This is a genomic window from Rhizobium sp. R339 (assembly GCF_002211395.1).
Lineage (GTDB): Bacteria > Pseudomonadota > Alphaproteobacteria > Rhizobiales > Rhizobiaceae > Rhizobium.
The window spans coordinates 291,729-309,701 of record NZ_LOKV01000024.1 but is presented as its reverse complement, the minus strand read 5'-3'; the positions used below and the strand labels follow the sequence as shown (position 1 = coordinate 309,701).

General features: G+C 60.9%; 16 protein-coding genes. 5 read left to right on the top strand and 11 right to left on the bottom strand.

The window, feature by feature from the left end:
- Window positions 1-3: 3 nt before the first annotated feature.
- Window positions 4-375, bottom strand: coding sequence for a response regulator (locus ATY76_RS24380; protein WP_003547430.1), 372 nt, complete (start codon window positions 373-375; stop codon window positions 4-6).
- A 133-nt stretch (window positions 376-508) separates the two neighbouring features.
- On the opposite strand from ATY76_RS24380, the gene ATY76_RS24375 reads away from it, so the two are divergent.
- Together ATY76_RS24375 and ATY76_RS24370 are read left to right on the top strand one after the other, a co-directional pair.
- Window positions 509-817, top strand: coding sequence for a DUF3572 domain-containing protein (locus ATY76_RS24375; RefSeq protein WP_088677254.1), 309 nt, complete (start codon window positions 509-511; stop codon window positions 815-817).
- Between the two features lie 5 nt (window positions 818-822).
- The gene (locus tag ATY76_RS24370; RefSeq protein WP_088677374.1) at window positions 823-1,497 is read left to right on the top strand and encodes a hypothetical protein; all 675 of its coding nucleotides are present in this window, start codon (window positions 823-825) and stop codon (window positions 1,495-1,497) included.
- Here the strand turns inward: ATY76_RS24370 and ATY76_RS24365 are convergent.
- On the bottom strand, window positions 1,472-2,059 hold the full coding sequence (locus ATY76_RS24365; protein ID WP_088677253.1) for a GNAT family N-acetyltransferase: 588 nt from the start codon (window positions 2,057-2,059) through the stop codon (window positions 1,472-1,474). The genes ATY76_RS24370 and ATY76_RS24365 overlap by 26 nt on opposite strands.
- Before the next feature lie 75 nt (window positions 2,060-2,134).
- On the opposite strand from ATY76_RS24365, the gene ATY76_RS24360 reads away from it, so the two are divergent.
- The gene (locus ATY76_RS24360) at window positions 2,135-3,427 is read left to right on the top strand and encodes a DNA polymerase IV (protein WP_088677373.1); all 1,293 of its coding nucleotides are present in this window, start codon (window positions 2,135-2,137) and stop codon (window positions 3,425-3,427) included.
- Window positions 3,428-3,580: 153 nt separating this feature from the next.
- On the top strand, window positions 3,581-4,825 hold the full coding sequence (locus ATY76_RS24355; RefSeq protein WP_088677252.1) for a L,D-transpeptidase family protein: 1,245 nt from the start codon (window positions 3,581-3,583) through the stop codon (window positions 4,823-4,825).
- On the opposite strand, the gene dnaE is transcribed toward ATY76_RS24355, so the two are convergent.
- Window positions 4,826-8,323, bottom strand: a complete 3,498-nt coding sequence (gene dnaE, locus ATY76_RS24350) for a DNA polymerase III subunit alpha (RefSeq protein ID WP_088677251.1) — start codon at window positions 8,321-8,323, stop codon at window positions 4,826-4,828.
- A gap of 490 nt (window positions 8,324-8,813) precedes the next feature.
- On the opposite strand from dnaE, the gene ATY76_RS24345 reads away from it, so the two are divergent.
- Entirely contained in the window at window positions 8,814-9,278 is a 465-nt protein-coding gene (locus tag ATY76_RS24345; protein ID WP_088677250.1) for a DUF5680 domain-containing protein, read from the top strand.
- A gap of 8 nt (window positions 9,279-9,286) precedes the next feature.
- On the opposite strand, the gene ATY76_RS24340 is transcribed toward ATY76_RS24345, so the two are convergent.
- The 8 genes from ATY76_RS24340 to nuoN all read right to left on the bottom strand — a co-directional run bounded on the left by ATY76_RS24340 (window position 9,287) and on the right by nuoN (window position 17,964).
- A complete protein-coding gene (locus tag ATY76_RS24340) occupies window positions 9,287-9,970 on the bottom strand; it encodes an ABC transporter ATP-binding protein (RefSeq protein ID WP_088677249.1) in 684 nt (227 codons plus the stop codon).
- Window positions 9,971-9,984: 14 nt separating this feature from the next.
- The gene (locus tag ATY76_RS24335; protein WP_088677248.1) at window positions 9,985-11,289 is read right to left on the bottom strand and encodes a lipoprotein-releasing ABC transporter permease subunit; all 1,305 of its coding nucleotides are present in this window, start codon (window positions 11,287-11,289) and stop codon (window positions 9,985-9,987) included.
- A 15-nt stretch (window positions 11,290-11,304) separates the two neighbouring features.
- Window positions 11,305-12,627 (bottom strand): proline--tRNA ligase, encoded by a 1,323-nt coding sequence (gene proS, locus ATY76_RS24330; protein ID WP_088677247.1) that lies wholly within the window; start codon window positions 12,625-12,627, stop codon window positions 11,305-11,307.
- A 587-nt stretch (window positions 12,628-13,214) separates the two neighbouring features.
- A complete protein-coding gene (locus tag ATY76_RS24325; protein ID WP_088677372.1) occupies window positions 13,215-13,490 on the bottom strand; it encodes a DUF1467 family protein in 276 nt (91 codons plus the stop codon).
- A 175-nt stretch (window positions 13,491-13,665) separates the two neighbouring features.
- Entirely contained in the window at window positions 13,666-14,064 is a 399-nt protein-coding gene (gene mce / locus ATY76_RS24320) for a methylmalonyl-CoA epimerase (protein ID WP_088677246.1), read from the bottom strand.
- A 2-nt stretch (window positions 14,065-14,066) separates the two neighbouring features.
- Window positions 14,067-15,737, bottom strand: coding sequence for a ribonuclease J (locus tag ATY76_RS24315; protein WP_088677245.1), 1,671 nt, complete (start codon window positions 15,735-15,737; stop codon window positions 14,067-14,069).
- A 17-nt stretch (window positions 15,738-15,754) separates the two neighbouring features.
- Window positions 15,755-16,519, bottom strand: coding sequence for a biotin--[acetyl-CoA-carboxylase] ligase (locus ATY76_RS24310; protein ID WP_088677244.1), 765 nt, complete (start codon window positions 16,517-16,519; stop codon window positions 15,755-15,757).
- Window positions 16,519-17,964 (bottom strand): NADH-quinone oxidoreductase subunit NuoN, encoded by a 1,446-nt coding sequence (nuoN, locus tag ATY76_RS24305; protein ID WP_088677243.1) that lies wholly within the window; start codon window positions 17,962-17,964, stop codon window positions 16,519-16,521. Before nuoN ends, ATY76_RS24310 begins: the two co-directional genes overlap by 1 nt.
- Window positions 17,965-17,973: the final 9 nt, after the last annotated feature.

The window sequence follows — 17,973 nt, the reverse complement described above, 5'->3', positions numbered from 1 at the left end:
GCGTCAGGCATCGCCCAGATAGGTCTTGATCGTCTCGATGAATTTCGGAACCGAGATCGGCTTGGAAACATAAGCCTCGCAGCCGCCCTGGCGGATCCGCTCCTCGTCGCCCTTCATCGCGAAAGCGGTGACGGCGATCACGGGAATCACGTGCAGCTCGTCGTCTTCCTTGAGCCATTTGGTGACTTCCAGGCCGGAGACCTCGGGAAGCTGGATATCCATGAGGATGAGGTCAGGGCGATGCTTGCGCGCCAGATCGAGCGCCTCCATGCCGTTTCTCGTCTGAATCGTGGTATAGCCAGACGCCTCGATCAGGTCGCGAAAGAGCTTCATGTTGAGCTCGTTATCTTCTACAATCATCACCTGTTTGGGCATGACAAGCTGTCCCTACGTCCGTTCGCGCAGTCGTTCGTCCCATGAGAAATGCACATGCGGACAAATAGCTCCGTGAAACCGATAGCGCACGCTACCGGTATTTGGTTGAAGAAAAGGTAACTTACCCCTCGAAATGCAAAGCAACTTCAAGACCTCGAAACAACAAGCCGCCGACCCGCACGAGACGGCGATCGCCGTTCTCGGCTGGCTTGCCGACGACCCCGAGATGTTCGGCCGCTTCCTCGCGCTCACCGGTGTGGCCCCTGCCCAAGTGCGGGGCGCCGTCAACGATCCGGGATTTCTCGCCGGCTTGATGGATTTCCTGTTGAACCACGAACCGACGGCGATGGCCTTCTGCACGGCGAGTGGCATCAGCCCGGAGGCGGTGACCGCCGCCTGGCGGCATTTTTCCTCGCCCGGCCTCGATTCCGGAGAGTATTGACGGTGATCGGCGCAGCGGAAATCGACATCTCGCATATCCGCCTCGGCGAACGGCCGCTGATCGTCTGCGACGTCGACGATGTCGTGCTGCAGTTCATCGGCCCTTTCCAGTTGTTCCTTCAAAGCCTGGGCCATGAATTTCTGCCGCGATCGTTCCGTCTCCACGGCAACATCGTCTCGATGGCCAATGGCGCGGAGATCGAGGACCAGCATGTCAGCCGGCTGATCGAAGAATTCTTCGACGCGCAGGAGCTGTGGCAGACGCCGCTCGATCAGGTCGTCGAGACGCTCGATCGGCTTTCGCAAGAGGCCGACATCCTTTTCCTGACGGCGATGCCGCCGCGGTTTCAGGATCAGCGCCGACGACTGCTCGACAGAATAGGTCTTCTCTTTCCGCTGCTTGCCAGCGAACAGCCCAAAGGACCGATCGTTCACGCATTGCATGCCAGCCGCTCCCTTCCCGTCGTCTTCATCGATGATATGGCGCGCAACCTGCATTCCGTCAGGGATCACGTCGCCGATTGCCTGCTCATTCACCTGATGCCGAGTTCACCCGTCCACCGTTTCGCACCGGCAGCGGCCGATGACATCACCCGGGCCACCGACTGGACCCATGCGGCCGCACTCATCGAGGCGCATTTCCTTTCCGGCACGCTCAATCGCGCAGCTCCAGCCGCATGAGCGGACGGCCATCCTTGCGCCTTGCCACCGTCTCGAAACCGGCTGCATCGAAGATCGCCGTCGAGCCGATGCAGAGTGTCACGGATTTCGACTGCTTCACATGATCGATCGGGCAGGCTTCGAGGAGCCGTGCGCCGTGGCGCCGCGCATGGTCGATCGCGCCGGCGAGCAGGCGATGGCTTAATCCCTTGCCTCGGAGTTTCGGCAGCAGGAAGAAACAGCTGATGGCCCAGATCGATGGATCATGCGCGTCGCCCTCCTCCAGCGGCCGCGAGACGGTGCGCGGCGAATTGAACTGTGGCACGTCGTAGCGCGGCCCGACCTGCACCCAGGCGACCGGCGCACCATCGGCATAACAGAGAATGCCCGGCGGCGGGCCTGCGTGGATCCGGTCCCGGATATACGCCTTGCGCTCGTAGGCCGACATTTTCGTCTTCACCGCATGCGGAAGGCGTAGCGCGACGCACCAGCAATTATAGAAGGCGCCCTGCGGCCCGAACAGGATTTCGAAATCGCCCCAGCGCTCTGCCGTTACCGGCTCGAAACAAAGATCGTTATCCAAAGGCAAAGCTCCGGCCTCTCTTGAGACTCGTAAGCTTAAGGCGTAACGTCGCCACGTTCAATCTTTGTTCTCATGATGACATCCGCCCCTGACAAGACACCCGGCTTCTGTCGCGACTGCCTTGCCGAGCAGAAGGGCGAAGCGCGCCGTTGTGTGTCCTGCGGCAGCCCCCGTCTCATGCGCCATCGCGAACTCTACGCCTTGACGCTTGCCCATATCGACTGCGACGCCTTCTACGCGGCGGTCGAAAAACGCGACAATCCCGAACTTGCCGACAAGCCGGTGATCATCGGCGGCGGCAAACGCGGTGTCGTCTCCACCGCCTGCTATATCGCCCGCATCCATGGCGTACGTTCGGCGATGCCGATGTTCAAGGCACTGGAGGCGTGTCCCGAGGCGATCGTCATCCGCCCCGACATGGAGAAATATGTCCGGGTCGGGCGCCAGGTGCGGGCGATGATGCAGGACCTGACGCCGCTGGTGCAGCCGCTGTCGATCGACGAGGCCTTCCTGGAGCTTGGCGGCACGGAGAGGCTGCATCACGATCCGCCGGCGCGGACGCTTGCCAAATTCGCCCGCCGCGTCGAAAAAGAGATCGGCATCACCGTTTCGGTCGGGCTTTCCTATTGCAAATTCCTCGCCAAGGTCGCTTCCGATCTGCAGAAACCGCGCGGCTTTTCCGTCATCGGCCAGGAAGAAGCGGTGGAATTCCTGGCGCCGCGTCCCGTCACCACCATCTGGGGCGTCGGCAAGGCCTTTGCGGCGACACTGGAGGCGGATGGGATTCGCACGATCGGACAGTTGCAGCAGATGGAGGAGAACGACCTGATGCGCCGCTACGGCAGCATCGGCCAGCGGCTCGCCCGGCTGTCGCGCGGCGTTGACGACCGCGAGGTGCATCTCAACGATGCGGCCAAGAGCGTCTCAGCCGAAACGACCTTCTTCGACGACATTTCACGTTATGACGATCTAGTGCCGATCCTGCGCAACCTTTCCGAAAAGGTCTCATGGCGGCTGAAGAAAAACGATATTGCCGGCCAGACCGTTGTCCTGAAGCTGAAGAGCGCCGACTTCAAGATACGCACGCGCAACCGCAAGCTCGAAGACCCGACCCAGCTTGCCGACAGGATCTTCCGCATAGGGCTCGAGCTTCTTGAAAAAGAGACTGATGGTACGAAGTTCCGCCTGCTCGGCATCGGCGTCACCGATCTCGGCGATAGCGCCCGCGCCGACCCACCGGATCTGATCGACCGACAATCCGGCCGGCGAGCGGCCGCCGAAGCAGCGATGGACAAGCTGCGCGACAAGTTCGGCAAGAGCACGGTCGAGACCGGCTATACGTTCGGCAGCGCCAAGCGCGATCACTGATGCATGTCGCCTGGAAGTTTGAACGGTTCCGGGGTAACGACATGCGTCAAAACAAAGAGAGGCTGTGAGCTCAGCTCGCCATCCAGCCTATAAAATCTTCCTTAAACTTCGTCCCGTAATGTGCCGGACCAGTATTGCGTATGGTTGGGTATCATGTTCTCGCGTCTCGCCTTGGGCCTCGGCTTGCTGTCGGCCACAGCACTCGTGCACCCTGCTTTTGCCGCGGATGCACGCACGCTGCAGATCTTCGTTTCGAAGAGCAAGCAGTCGCTTGCGGTCTATGACGGCACCGAGGTCGTCGCGACCTCGAAGGTCTCGACCGGCAAGGACGGCCACACGACGCCGAGCGGCATCTTCTCGGTGCTCGAAAAGCAGAGATATCACGAATCCAACATCTATTCGAACGCGCCGATGCCCTTCATGCAGCGGCTGACATGGTCCGGCATCGCGCTGCACGAATCCAATTCGGTGCCGCGTTATCCGGCCTCACATGGCTGCGTGCGCATGCCCGGGGCTTTTGCAAAAATGCTCTACGGCATGACCGGCACCGGTATCCCGGTCATTATCAGCGACGGCGAATTGGCGCCGCAGCCGATCGACCATCCCACTCTTTTCCATCCGGATATGCCGGCGGCGATGCCGTTGCTTTCCGACGTCGAGCTGCGGCCTGCAATGCCTGTCAGCCCGCAAATGCCGGTGCAGGTGGCGATGAACGATACGGCGGCGATACCGATGCCGGCTGCATCGCCGAAGGCCGAGCCGCCATCCGAGCCGATCAGCATGCTGATCACCCGCCGCACGCTGCGCGAGACGGTGATCGACATCCAGACCCTTCTCAACCAGCTCGGCTTTTCCGCCGGTGATCCCGACGGGCTGCTCGGGCCGACGACCGTGCAAGCGATCAAGGCCTTCAAGACGCTGCGGCCGGCGGAATTTGCCGGTGACAGGAACCTCATCTCCGACACGCTGCTCACGGCCGTCTATGCTGCCGCCGGCAAGGGCGCGCCGCCGAACGGCGTCATCATGGTGCGGCGGGCATTCAAGCCGATCTTCGAAGCCCCGGTCACGATCGCCGATCCTGGGCTGGCGCTCGGCACGCATTTCTTCACGCTGCATGCGGTCGACGAGACGGCCGGAACGGCAGAATGGCTCGGCGTGACGCTCACGAACAACCTGTCACGAGAGACGATGAAACGGCTCGGCATCACCAATCAGGAAAGCTCGATCGTCACGGGCCGACCGATTGCCCGCTCGCTCAGCCGCATCGAGATCCCCGAGGAGACCCGCAGCAAGATCGACGCGCTGATCGCGCCGGGCTCGACGCTGACGATCTCCGATACCGGCCGCGGCACAGAGACCGGCGAAGGCACGAATTTCATCACGATCACCCGGGGCTGATCAAACAAGTTCGACGTCCACCACTCCCGGAGCGGCGCGAAGAGCGGCGGCGATCTCAGGCGTGATGCGGTATTTCTCCGGCAGCGCCACTTCCACCTCGCGTTTGCCCTCTTCCTTGATGACGATGAAGGAAACGAGGCCGTCGCCCTTGGCGTTGAGATGGCCGGCCACCATTTTCAGCGGCCCGGAATCTCTGACATAGACGCGCAGCGCCTTCTGCATCTGCAGCGACTTTTCCTCCAGCGACTGGATCGTCTGGATGCGCAAACCGATACCCTCCGGCCGCTCCTCCCCGGTCGCCGTCAGCAGGAAGGATTTTCCCGATTCCAGTATGTCGCGATACTGGTTCAGCATCTCCGAAAACAGCACGGCCTCGAACTGGCCCGACGAATCCGAAAAGACGATGATACCCATCTTGTTGCCGGTGCGGGTCTTGCGCTCCTGCTTCGAGATGACGGTTCCGGCAAGGCGCGCATTGGTGGCGCCCTGCTTGATGGCGGACGAGAACTCGGCGAATGTTTGCACGCGCATCTTCTGCAGGATGTTGTTGTAGGAATCGAGCGGGTGGGCGGTCAGATAGAAGCCCAGCACCTGGAATTCCTTGAGCAGCCGCTCCGAAGCCAGCCAGGGTGAATAGGGCGGCAGAGAGATCTTCTCCGGCCCTGACGTCAGCGTGCTGCCGAAAATATCCGACTGGCCGCTCAGCTTGTTTTCCTGGGCGCGCTGGGCGTAACCGAGGACACGGTCGAGGCCGGCTGCCAGCTGCGCGCGGTCCGTGCCGAAGCAATCGAAGGCGCCGGCATAGATCAGGCTTTCGAGCACGCGGCGGTTCACCTGGCGCGGATCGATGCGCAGGCAGAAATCCTCGATGCTGGCAAAGGGCTTATCGCCCCGCACCTCGACGACATGGTCGACGGCGGATTCGCCGACACCCTTGAGGGCGGCGAGCGCATAATAGATGCGGTTGTCGCCGGTTTCGAAATGGCGGAAGGAGGTCTGCACCGAAGGGGCGATCACCTCGATGCCGAGACGCTTGGCGTCCTGACGGAAATCATTGACCTTTTCCGTGTTGGACATGTCGAGGGTCATTGAGGCGGCGAGGAATTCGACCGGATAATGCGCCTTCATATAGGCCGTCTGGTAGGAGACGATGGCGTAGGCGGCGGCATGCGACTTGTTGAAGCCGTAATTGGCGAACTTCGCCAGCAGTTCGAAGATATTGTCGGCTTGCGGCTTCGATACGCCGTTCTTGACGGCGCCATCGACAAAGCGTTCGCGCTGCTGGTCCATTTCGGCCTTGATCTTCTTACCCATGGCGCGGCGCAAAAGATCGGCTTCTCCGAGCGAATAACCGGACAGGACCTGGGCGATCTGCATCACCTGTTCCTGATAGACGATGACCCCCTGGGTTTCTTTGAGCAGGTGGTCGATCATCGGATGGATCGATTCCAGCTCTTCGTCACCGTGCTTGCGGGCGTTGTAGGTAGGGATGTTCTCCATCGGGCCCGGACGATAGAGCGCCACCAGCGCAATGATGTCCTCGATGCAGTCCGGCTTCATGCCGATCAGCGCCTTGCGCATGCCCGCGCTTTCCACCTGGAACACGCCGACCGTTTCGCCGCGCGACAGCATCTCGTAGGTCGGTTTGTCATCGAGAGGAATGGAGGCGAGATCGACATTGATGCCCCGCTTGGCGACGAAATCGACCGCGACCTTCAAGACCGTCAACGTCTTCAGTCCGAGGAAGTCGAACTTGACGAGGCCAGCCTGCTCCACCCACTTCATGTTGAACTGGGTAACCGGCATGTCGGAGCGCGGATCGCGATACATCGGTACGAGCTTGGAAAGCGGCCGGTCGCCGATGACGATGCCGGCGGCATGCGTCGAGGCATGGCGGTAAAGTCCCTCGATCTTCTGGGCAATGTCGAGAAGGCGCGCGACCACCGGCTCCTTTGCCGCCTCTTCCTGCAGCTTCGGCTCTTCCTCGATCGCCTTGGAGAGCGGCGTCGGATTGGCCGGGTTGTTCGGCACCAGCTTGCAGATCTTGTCGACCTGGCCATAGGGCATTTCGAGCACGCGGCCGACATCGCGCAGCGCTGCGCGCGCCTGCAGCGAACCGAAGGTGATGATCTGCGCCACCTGCTCGCGGCCATATTTGGCCTGGACGTAGCGGATCACTTCTTCGCGGCGGTCCTGACAGAAGTCGATGTCGAAGTCCGGCATCGAAACACGTTCCGGATTGAGGAAGCGCTCGAAGAGCAGCGAGAAGCGTAGCGGATCGACGTCGGTGATCGTCAATGCATAGGCGACCAGAGAACCTGCGCCCGAACCGCGGCCCGGCCCGACCGGAATGTCATGCTGCTTGGCCCATTTGATGAAGTCGGCGACGATGAGGAAGTAGCCGGGAAAGCGCATGCGCTCAATGACGCTGAGCTCGAATTCCAGTCGCTCGCGATAATCCTTTTCTTCGTAGCCCGGCGACATGCCGAGCGTGGCAAGCCGCATATCGAGCCCTTCGACCGCCTGGCGGCGCAATTCGCCGGCCTCGGCGCGCTCGGCCTCCTCGGCATCGTCGGTGGCGCCGGTGAAGCGCGGCAGGATCGGCTTCCGCGTCTTCAGCACGAAGGAGCAGCGCCTGGCGATCTCGATCGTATTCTCCAGCGCTTCCGGCAGGTCGGCAAAAAGCTTGGCCATCTCGGCGCGGCTTTTCAGATAATGATCCGGGGTCAGGCGAAAGCGGCTGTCGTCGGAAACGATGGCGTTGTGCGCGACCGCCATCAGCGCATCATGGGCATCGTAATCGTCGCGCGTCGGGAAGAAGGCCTCGTTGGTCGCCACCAGCGGCAAGTCGTGCGCATAGGCAAGCCCGACGATCTTCTGTTCATGCCGCTTGTCATAGGTGCCGTGGCGCTGCAGCTCGACATAGAGCCTGTCGCCGAAGAGGCGCTTCAGCATGAGCAGTCGAGCTTCCGCCTGGGCGGCATGGCCTTCCTTAATCGCCGCGTCGACCGGTCCGGTGAGCGCACCGGTCAGGGCGATCAGCCCCTCGGTGCCCGCCTCCTCCAGCCATGACGCGCGGATATGGATGGCCTGATTGCCCTCGCCGCCGAGATAGGCGCGACTGACGAGATCGACCAGCCGTTCGTAACCGGCCTCCGTAGCGGCGAGAAGAACGATCGACGGCAGCTTGATCAGCGCCTGCTGGCCGCCGCGCTTTTCCGTTTCCAGCCCGTCTTCCATGTCGATCGAGACCTGGCAGCCGATGATCGGCTGCAGGCCCTCGTCCATCGCCTTCTGAGAGAATTCCAGTGCGATGAACAGATTGTTGGTATCGGTTATGGCGATCGCCGGCTGGCTGTCGCCGGTCGCCTTGTAGAGGATCTTCTTGAGAGGCAGCGCGCCCTCGAGGAGCGAATAGGCGGAGTGGACCCTCAGGTGGATGAAGCCCGGCGTGCCGCCGGTCGCCTCAGCCGTAGAACCTTTTGCCGTTTCCGCCATGACATGCCTTCCCAATCACCCGAATGAATCGGACGCATTGTCGGCATTGAGGGCGATGATGTCCAGAAGAAGTCCCGCGTCCGGACCGCATGGCTGCCATGCGATCCCCTGAAAACTTTAGATGGCGATGACGATCAGCGAGAAGCTGGCAACGAACATTGCGATGGAGGTGAATGCTGCGATATCACGGATCATGTCAGTCATTTGGCTCTCCTTTACTCGTTATGTTTTTAATTTGTTCCATCTATGTTCTGATGTCAACAGGAATCTTTTCCTTCATGCTTGCGTTTGAAAAAATCCCGTGAGGCGCGTGCGAATCAGCTTTGCTCAGCCCTGGTGTGAGAGTGCCCTCGTCAACCGGCTCGGTGTCTCGACTGAAAACCGGTCCGCGCTGATCATCTGACAGCTGCGACCTCACTCGCGATTTTGTTCTTCTTATGTTCTCTCTGCCGTGTTACATGCATAACGGATGAGTCAGGGGAAGACGACAATGCTCGACACCACGATGCTGAACAACTTCATCGTAGAGGCCAAGGCCGCCACCTATGTCGGCGATGGTGTGCCTCGCCTGCCCTGCCGGCCGGGCTCTCACGATATCGGATACGAACGCGGCGACTGGCGCTATCTCGACAGCTATTTCGGCAGCACCGATTTCGCCGGACAGGAGGTGGTGTGGTTCGGCGACGAACCCGTATGGGCGATGAACTATTTCGGCTGCGTCATCGCCCCTGACCTCATCGATGGGAGCGCGGCCGGGACGGTGATCAGGGCAGCTCTCTCGGCAATGTATCGGCAAGGCCGGTTTCTCGGCGGCATGGAATTCGATCATCCGCTCGGCCGCTATATCGACCGCAGCGAAGGCGGCTGCGACCGCTTCAGCGGCCATGAATGCATCATGGTCGACGGCCGAAAATCCTATGTTCTCGATTATCGCGGCGGGCTGGTCATCCCTTGATCCCAGACTCAGAAGTCGACGATCTTCCCGTCGGAGATCGTCACGCGCCGATCCATGCGCCGGGCAAGCTCGTGGTTGTGGGTGGCGATGAGAGCTGCAAGGCCCGACTGGCGCACCAGCGCCTCCAGCGCATCGAAGACGTAGCTTGCCGTTTCCGGGTCTAGATTGCCGGTCGGCTCGTCGGCCAGAAGCAGGGTCGGCGCATTGGCGACGGCGCGGGCGATTGCGACGCGCTGCTGTTCGCCGCCGGAAAGTTCGCCAGGGCGATGGGCGCCTCGGTGGCCGATGCGCATGTAATCGAGAAGCTGGCCGGCCCGCTCTCCGGCTTCCTTCCAGGACAGCCCGGCGATCAGTTGCGGCATCATGATGTTCTCAAGTGCGGAAAATTCCGGCAGCAGGTGGTGGAACTGGTAGACGAAGCCGATTTCGCTACGGCGGATCGCGGTGCGTTTCTCATCGCTCAGGCCATCACAGGCATGGCCGTTGATGTTGACTTCACCGCCGTCGGGATGCTCCAGCAGACCGGCGATATGTAGCAGCGTCGATTTGCCGGTGCCGGAGGGAGCGACGAGAGCGACGATCTCGCCCTTCGACATCGAAAAATCCGCGCCCTTCAGGATCGGGAGCAGCGTATCGCCCTGCCCGTAATGGCGCTCGACGCCGGTAAGCTTGAGAACGACGTTGCGTTTCATGAAGGCGGCATTCCTTATTCGTAGCGCAGGGCCTGCACCGGATCGAGCCTGGAGGCGCGCCAGGCCGGGAAGATGGTCGCGATGAAAGAGAGCGTCAGTGCCATGACGACGATCGAGATCGTTTCGCTGAGATCCATCTCCGCCGGCAGCTGACTGAGGAAATAGACCTGCGGATTGAAGATTACTTCGCCCGAGACCCACGAGAAAAACTGACGGATGGATTCGATGTTGACGCAGACGAGCACGCCGAGCAGCACGCCGGCAATGGTGCCGACGATACCGATCGCCGCCCCGGTCATGAAGAAGATGCGCATGATCGCACCGGCGCTGGCGCCCATCGTGCGCAGGATGGCAATATCGCTGCCCTTGTCTTTCACTAGCATGATGAGGCCGGAGATGATGTTCAGCGCCGCCACCAGCACGATCAGCGTCAGGATCATGAACATGACGTTGCGCTCGACCTGCAGCGCCGAAAAGAAGGTCTGGTTGCGCTGGCGCCAGTCGGTCAGGTTGATCTGGCGACCTGCCGCCTCCACGACCTTGGGTTTCAGCGTGTCGATATCGTCGGGGTGATCGACGAAAAGCTCTATCGACTGCACCAACCCCTCGGCATTGAAAAAGAGCTGCGATTCTTCCAGCGGCATGAAGATGATCGAGGAATCATATTCCGACATGCCGATCTCGAAGAGGCCGGAGATTTTGTAGGACTTGACGCGCGGGCTGACGCCCATCGGCGTAATGTCACCATCCGGTGACGTCAGCGTAATCAGGTCGCCGACGCTCAGGCCGAGCTGGTTGGCCATGCCGGTACCGATCAACACTCCCTGGCCGGAGGCAAACCCCACCATGTCGCCAGGTTTAATATTCTCCGAGACCGCCTTGAGTTTGGTCAGGTCCTCGGCGCGGACGCCGCGCACCAGCGCGCCGGTGCTGCCGCCGGCCTGGGCGGAGGCGAGAACCTGGCCTTCAACCAGCGGCAGAGCCATCTTGACGCCCGGCACGGCAGCCAGCCTGCTGGCGAGGTCGGCATAATCGGTGAAGGGGCCATCGGACGGCTGGACGATCATATGACCGTTGATGCCGAGGATGCGCGAGACCAGCTCGGTGCGGAAGCCGTTCATGACAGCCATGACGATGATCAGCGTCGCGACACCCAGCATGATGCCGACGAAGGAGAAGCCGGCGATGACCGAGATGAAGGCTTCCTTGCGCCGGGCGCGCAGATAACGCCAGGCGACGAGACGTTCGAAGGTGGAAAATGGCTTGCCAGCCGGACCCAAGCCGGATGTTGAACTCCGGTCCACTGCTGCCTCTGCCATTTCGCCTCCGTTTCCTTAAGCCACGAACCTGTTGATTGCCGCTTCGATGGTCATCGTTTCGCGGGCACCGGTCTTGCGGTCCTTTACCTCCACTTCGCCGTTCGCGACCGCGCGCGGGCCGGCGATGATCTGGACGGGCACGCCGATCAGGTCGGCAGTCGCGAACTTCGTGCCGGCCCGGTCGTCGGTATCGTCGTAGAGCACGTCCTTGCCGGCCTTGGTCAGCGCGGCATAGATCAGCTCGCAGGTATCGTCACAGGCCTGATCGCCCGCCTTCATGTTGATCACGACGGCATCGAAGGGCGCGACCGACGCCGGCCAGATGATTCCGTTGTCATCATGCGATGCTTCGATGATGGCGGGAACAAGGCGTGTCGGGCCGATACCGTAGGAACCCATGTGAACGAAGTGTTCCTTGCCGTCAGGCCCCTGCACTTTCGCGCCCATCGCCTCGGAATATTTCGTGCCGAAATAGAAGATGTGGCCAACCTCGATGCCGCGCGCCGACAGGCGGTCGCCTTCGGGAACGGCGTTAAAGGCCGCCTCGTCGTGCATTTCCGAGGTCGCCGCATAGAGCGAGGTCCACTTGTCGAAGATCGACTTCAGACCCTCGACGCTGTCGAAATCGGTGTTGTCGCCAGGAATATCGAAACCGACGAAGTCCTTATGGCAGAAGACCTCGGATTCGCCGGTGTCGGCGAGGATGATGAATTCATGGCTGAGATTGCCGCCGATCGGGCCGGTATCGGCGCGCATCGGGATGGCGCGCAGGCCGAGCCGATCGAAGGTTCTGAGGTAGGCGGCGAACATCTTGTTATAGGAATGCTCGGCCCCTTCGCGCGTCAGATCGAAGGAATAAGCGTCCTTCATCATGAATTCGCGCGAGCGCATGGTGCCGAAGCGCGGGCGGATCTCGTCACGGAACTTCAGCTGGATGTGGTAGAGGTTGAGCGGCAGGTCTTTGTAGGACTTGACGGAAGAACGGAAAATATCCGTCACCATCTCCTCGTTGGTGGGACCGTAGAGCATCGGCCGATCCTGGCGGTCCTTGATGCGCAGCATCTCCTTGCCGTAGGCATCGTAGCGGCCGCTTTCCTGCCAGAGCTCGGCCGATTGCAGGGTCGGCATCGACAGCTCGATGGCACCGGCGCGGTTCTGCTCCTCACGGATGATGGCGTTGACCTTGTCGAGCACGCGCTTGCCGAGCGGCAGCCAGGAATAAATGCCCTGTGACTGCTGGCGGATCATGCCGGCGCGCAACATCAGCCGGTGGGAGACGATTTCCGCCTCCTTGGGGTTTTCCTTGAGGATGGGCAAGAAATAACGGGACAGACGCATGGCGGATTCCGGACAGTTGAGATCCCGCGGAAAAGCGGAATCGAAGACAATTGTTAATGTCGGGAGCGTTCATAGCCGCTTCGCGGCAGGAAGGAAACCCGCAACGGACCTTGGAAACCTCCCGCACGCGCATGTTCGCACCCGCAAAATGAACGGGCATAAAAAAGCGCGTGTTTATAAGGACTTGAACGAAAATCTTGTCAACAGAAAAATTTTGCTAGGGTGTAGCAAAAATGCAAAAAAAGGTAATGACAAAGCCCAATGTTTGAGCTAGCTTTAGCTCACAAAACAGGCAAGGAAGTTAATTCTTGCCATTTCGCGGTCAAGTCTTGGGAGGATCAGATCTTAGGCGCGCTCGTCGCAGCCCCGGCAACGGTTACAGATCACGCGATACTTAAAACAAGGCTTTTAGCCTTGTTTTTTTTTGGTTTTTCGGCTTCTTCCGTTTCCTAAAAGCCCCTCTCCTTCATAAGAAAGCAGGCCTCATTACGTTACGGAAGCTCTTTGCCGTAACAATATGACATCGGTATGACGGTATACCGTCTGCCGAATTTACATCTGCTCAAACTTTGAGCAAAAGCCGCTTCCTAATAGAAGCTCGGCCCGAATTGTGGAAGAGCATCGAAGCCCCAGCCGAAATAGGTGTCGGAAACATACCAGGCGCCGTAGATCACAGCCGAAACCAGCGTCGTCAGAGAAAAGACAAAGCCGGCGCGAAAACGGGTCGGTGCGCTCGGAACGGTGCCAAGCACCACATCATTATGCTCAGCCTGGGTGCGCAGGCCGATCGGCAGGACCGCGAAGAGTGTCATCCACCAAATGATGAAATAGACAGCAAATCCCTGGAGAAAAATCTGGAGCATCATGGTTCCCATTCATGCCGGTTCGGCACCGCAGTCTTTGCGCAACTCAAGACGCAAGCCCAGCGCATTGCTGCTGGAATTGCCCTGAAGCATCCTTATACGTCGGAATGGCGGCCAACTCAAAGCGAAGGAAATGTTTGACCACTGTTAGGTCACTCTGCCGCAGCGCTCAGGCCTATTCGAGTTCGATCAGCGTGCCGAAGAAATCCTTGGGGTGCAGGAAGAGCACCGGCTTGCCGTGCGCGCCGGTCTTCGGCTGGCCATCGCCGAGCACTCTTGCACCTGCCTCGACCAGCCGGTCACGAGCGAGAAGGATATCCTCCACCTCGTAGCAGATGTGGTGCATGCCGCCGGCGGGGTTCTTTTCGAGGAAAGCCGCGATCGGCGAGGCGTCGCCGAGCGGCTGCAGCAATTCGACCTTGGTGTTCGGCAATTCGACGAAGACGACGGTGACGCCGTGCTCCGGGAGGGCCTGCGGCTCAGAAACGGCAGCACCCAGCGTATCGCGATAGGTGGCCGTCGCCGCGGCGAGATCAGGAACGGCAATGGCGATATGGTTCACCCGGCCGAGCATGCTCAGACCTTGGTGACGAAGGCGGTAACGACAGGCTTCTTGCCCCAGGTTTGGTTCGCGGCGGCGCGGACGGCGCGGCGCACGGCTTCCTGCAGCATGTCGATATCCTTGCGGCGGGCTCGCGGAATGCTTTCGATGGCGCCGATCGCCGCGTCGTAGAGCGTATCTTCCATCTCATCGCCCTCGTCGTCATAAACAGGCAGGCCGATCGAAACGAGATCGGGATCGCCGATGATGTCATAGCGCGCATCGAGCACGATGCTGACGGCGACATGGCCGACATAGGAGAGCTTCTTGCGCTCGCCGATGCCCATCTCGTCGAAATCGCCGATCAGCATACCATCCTTGTAGATGCGGCCATGCGGCGCCTCGCCGATCACCTCGACGGGACCGGGCGCCAGCCGCAAGATATCGCCGTTGCGCACGCGCGGCACGATCGCAATACCGGATTGTTCGGCAAGCTCCTTGTGGGCCGTCAGATGCGTCGCTTCGCCGTGGACGGGGACGACGATCTTCGGCCGCGTCCACTCGTACATCCTCTGCAATTCGTTGCGGCGGGGATGGCCGGAAACGTGGACCAGCGCCTCGGTGTCGGTGATGATGTGCACACCCTGTTCGACGAGGCCGTTCTTGATGTCCTGGATCGCCTTCTCGTTGCCGGGAATGGCGCGCGAGGAGAAGACGACGATATCGCCGGCCGCAAACGCCACATTGCGCATCTCGTCACGGGAAAGCTTGGCAAGGGCTGCGCGCGCCTCGCCCTGGCTGCCGGTCAGGATGACGACGACCTTGTCGCGCGGGATATAGCCGTATTCCTCCTCGGAAATGAAAGGCTTCACGCCTTCCATCAGGCCGATATCCTGGGCAACATCGACGACGCGCTTCAGCGAGCTGCCGAGCAGCAGCACTTCGCGGCCGGCCGCCTCAGCAGCCTCGGCGACGGTGCGGATACGCCCGACATTCGACGAGAAGGTGGTGATAGCAACCCGGCCCTCGGCATCCTCGATGATCTTGCGCAGGCTTTCCGACACATCCTTTTCGGAGGGCGAGACACCGTCGCGCAGGGCATTGGTGGAATCGCACATCAGCGCCAGCACACCCTCGTCGCCGAGCTGGCGGAAGCGCGTCTCATCAGTCAGCGGTCCGAGAGAAGGCTCGTGGTCGATCTTCCAGTCGCCGGTGTGGATGACATTGCCGGCCGGCGTGCGGATCATCAGCGACATCGGCTCGGGGATCGAATGGTTGACGGCCACACCCTCGATGCTGAAGGGGCCGACATTGATCGTGTCGCCCGCCTTGAACGGCGTCACCGGCACTTCACCAATCGTTGCCTTCTCGAAATTGCGCTTGGCTTCGAGCAGACCTGAGGTAAAGGCCGAGGCGAAGACCGGCACGTTGAGACCCGGCCAGAGATCGGCAAGCGCGCCATAATGGTCTTCATGGGCATGGGTGATGATGATCGCCTTGAGGTTCTTGCGCTCACTGGCGAGGAAGCGGATATCGGGCAGCACGAGGTCGACGCCCGGCAGGTCGGGGCCAGGAAAGGTGACGCCGCAATCGACCATGATCCACTGGCGATGCTCGGGCGGGCCGTAGCCGTAAAGAGCGAGATTCATGCCGATCTCGCCAACGCCGCCCAGAGGCAGGAATACCAATTCGTCCTGTTTCGCCATAATTTTCGTTTTTTCCGCTATCCAAAAAACACATCACCGGCGGCAATAGACATCATCCTGCCAGCGCCGGTATCGAGCATCAACAAGCCATTATCATCAATCCCGGCGAATTGTCCGGAAATCGACCGGTCCGGTAAATTGACCGTGATCTTTTCGCCGATGCCACAGGCGATAGTGCGCCAGCGCTCCGTGATCTCGACGATGCCGCGGCCCTGATCCCATATATCGAGCACATCGGCCATCGCAGCGAAGAGATGGGCAAAGAGTTCCTCGGGAGAAGCCGCACTCCCCTGCTCGCGCAGGCAGGTGACGGGATAGAGCGGATTATCGGGCATCACCGAAACATTGATGCCGATGCCGACGATCAGCGCATAGCGCCCGTCCGGCAGCCCCTCGCCTTCGACGAGGATGCCGCAGGTCTTCTTTCGACCGATCAGAATGTCGTTCGGCCATTTGACTTCGAGCGGCTCGGCGCCCGGGGGCAGCACCCTGCGGATCGCCTGGTGCACGGCGACGGCGACGGCCAGCGGCAGGGAGCCGAGGCGCTCCATCGGCGCGGGGTCGATCAGGAGAAGAGAGGCATAGAGATTGCCGCGCTCGGAAACCCATAGCCGGCCGCGACGGCCGCGGCCGCCGGTCTGCCTCTCAGCGGTTACCCAGAGATTCCCGCCATCGCCCGCCCGAGCCCGGGCGAGGCATTCGCTATTGGTAGACGATGTTTCCGACAGAGCCTCGTGCCGGAAATCGCCGAGCGATATCCGGCGCCGTCCGTCGGAGGACATCAGAAGAGCGTCGCGGCGGCAAGCGCTGCCGCGCCGCCGATCGGTCCGCCGATCAGAACATAGGCGGTGACGAAGAGGCCGGAGAGACCGAAGACCAGGCGTAACGAGCCGGAGACACGAGCGAATTCGCCGGTCGCTTCATCGAACCACATCAGCTTGATGACGCGCAGATAGTAGTACGCGCCGACGACCGAGGCGAGAACGCCGATGATGGCGAGCGCGTAGAGCTTGGCCTCGATGGCGGCGACGAAAACGAAATATTTCGCGAAGAAGCCGGCGAGCGGCGGGATGCCGGCAAGCGAGAACATCAGCGCCGTCAGCACCACAGCCATGAAGGGGTTGGTGGTCGAGAGGCCGGCGAGATCGTCGACATTCTCGACGACGGTGCCGTCCTTGCGGCGCATCGACATGATGATCGCAAAGGTGCCTAGCGTCATGATCATGTAGATGACCATGTAAAGCATGACGCCGGAAACACCGGTCTGATTGCCGGCGGCAAGACCGACCAGAGCGTAACCCATGTGGCCGATCGAGGAATAGGCCATCAGTCGCTTGATGTTCTTCTGGCCGATCGCGGCAAAGGAGCCGAGCAGCATCGAGGCGATCGAGATGAAGACGACGACCTGCTGCCAGTCCGCCAGAACAGGCTGGAAAGCGGTGATGACGATGCGTGTCATCATCGCCATGGCGGCAACCTTGGGGGCTGCGGCAAAGAAGGCGGTGACCGGCGTCGGAGCACCTTCATACACATCGGGCGTCCACATGTGGAACGGAACGGCCGAAATCTTGAAGGCGATACCGGCAAGAATGAAGACCAGACCGAAGACGAGGCCGAGCGAACGCGCACCCTCGACGGACAGCGCCTGGGCGATCTCCGAGAAATGGGTGTGACCGGTGAAGCCGTAGACCAGCGACATGCCGTAGAGCAGCATGCCCGAGGACAGAGCGCCGAGGACGAAATATTTCAGGCCGGCTTCGGTGGACTTCAGGCTGTCGCGGTTGATCGCAGCGACGACGTAGAGCGCCAGCGACTGCAGTTCCAGTGCGAGATAGAGCGAAATCAGATCGTTGGCCGAGATCATCAGCAAGATGCCGAGGGTCGCCAGCACCAGGAGAACCGGGAACTCGAACTTGTCGAGCTGATTTTCCCTAGCGTGGCCGATCGTCATGAACAGGGCGACCAGCGAACCGATGAGCGCCACCAGCTTCATGAAGCGGGAGAAGCCGTCGGCCATATAGACGCCGCCATAGGCCAGGCCTTCCGCCGGAACGAAGAGCAGCCACAAGCCGGAGGCCAGGAGCAGGACGATAGCAAGGCCGGTGACGACGGGGCCTGACCGCTCACCCGAGAAGACGCCGACCATCAGCAGGACAAGGGCGCCGACCGCGAGGATGAGCTCCGGCGCGGAAAGATGCAGACTGAGGAGGATTGTTTCAGCGGTCATGTCCAATAA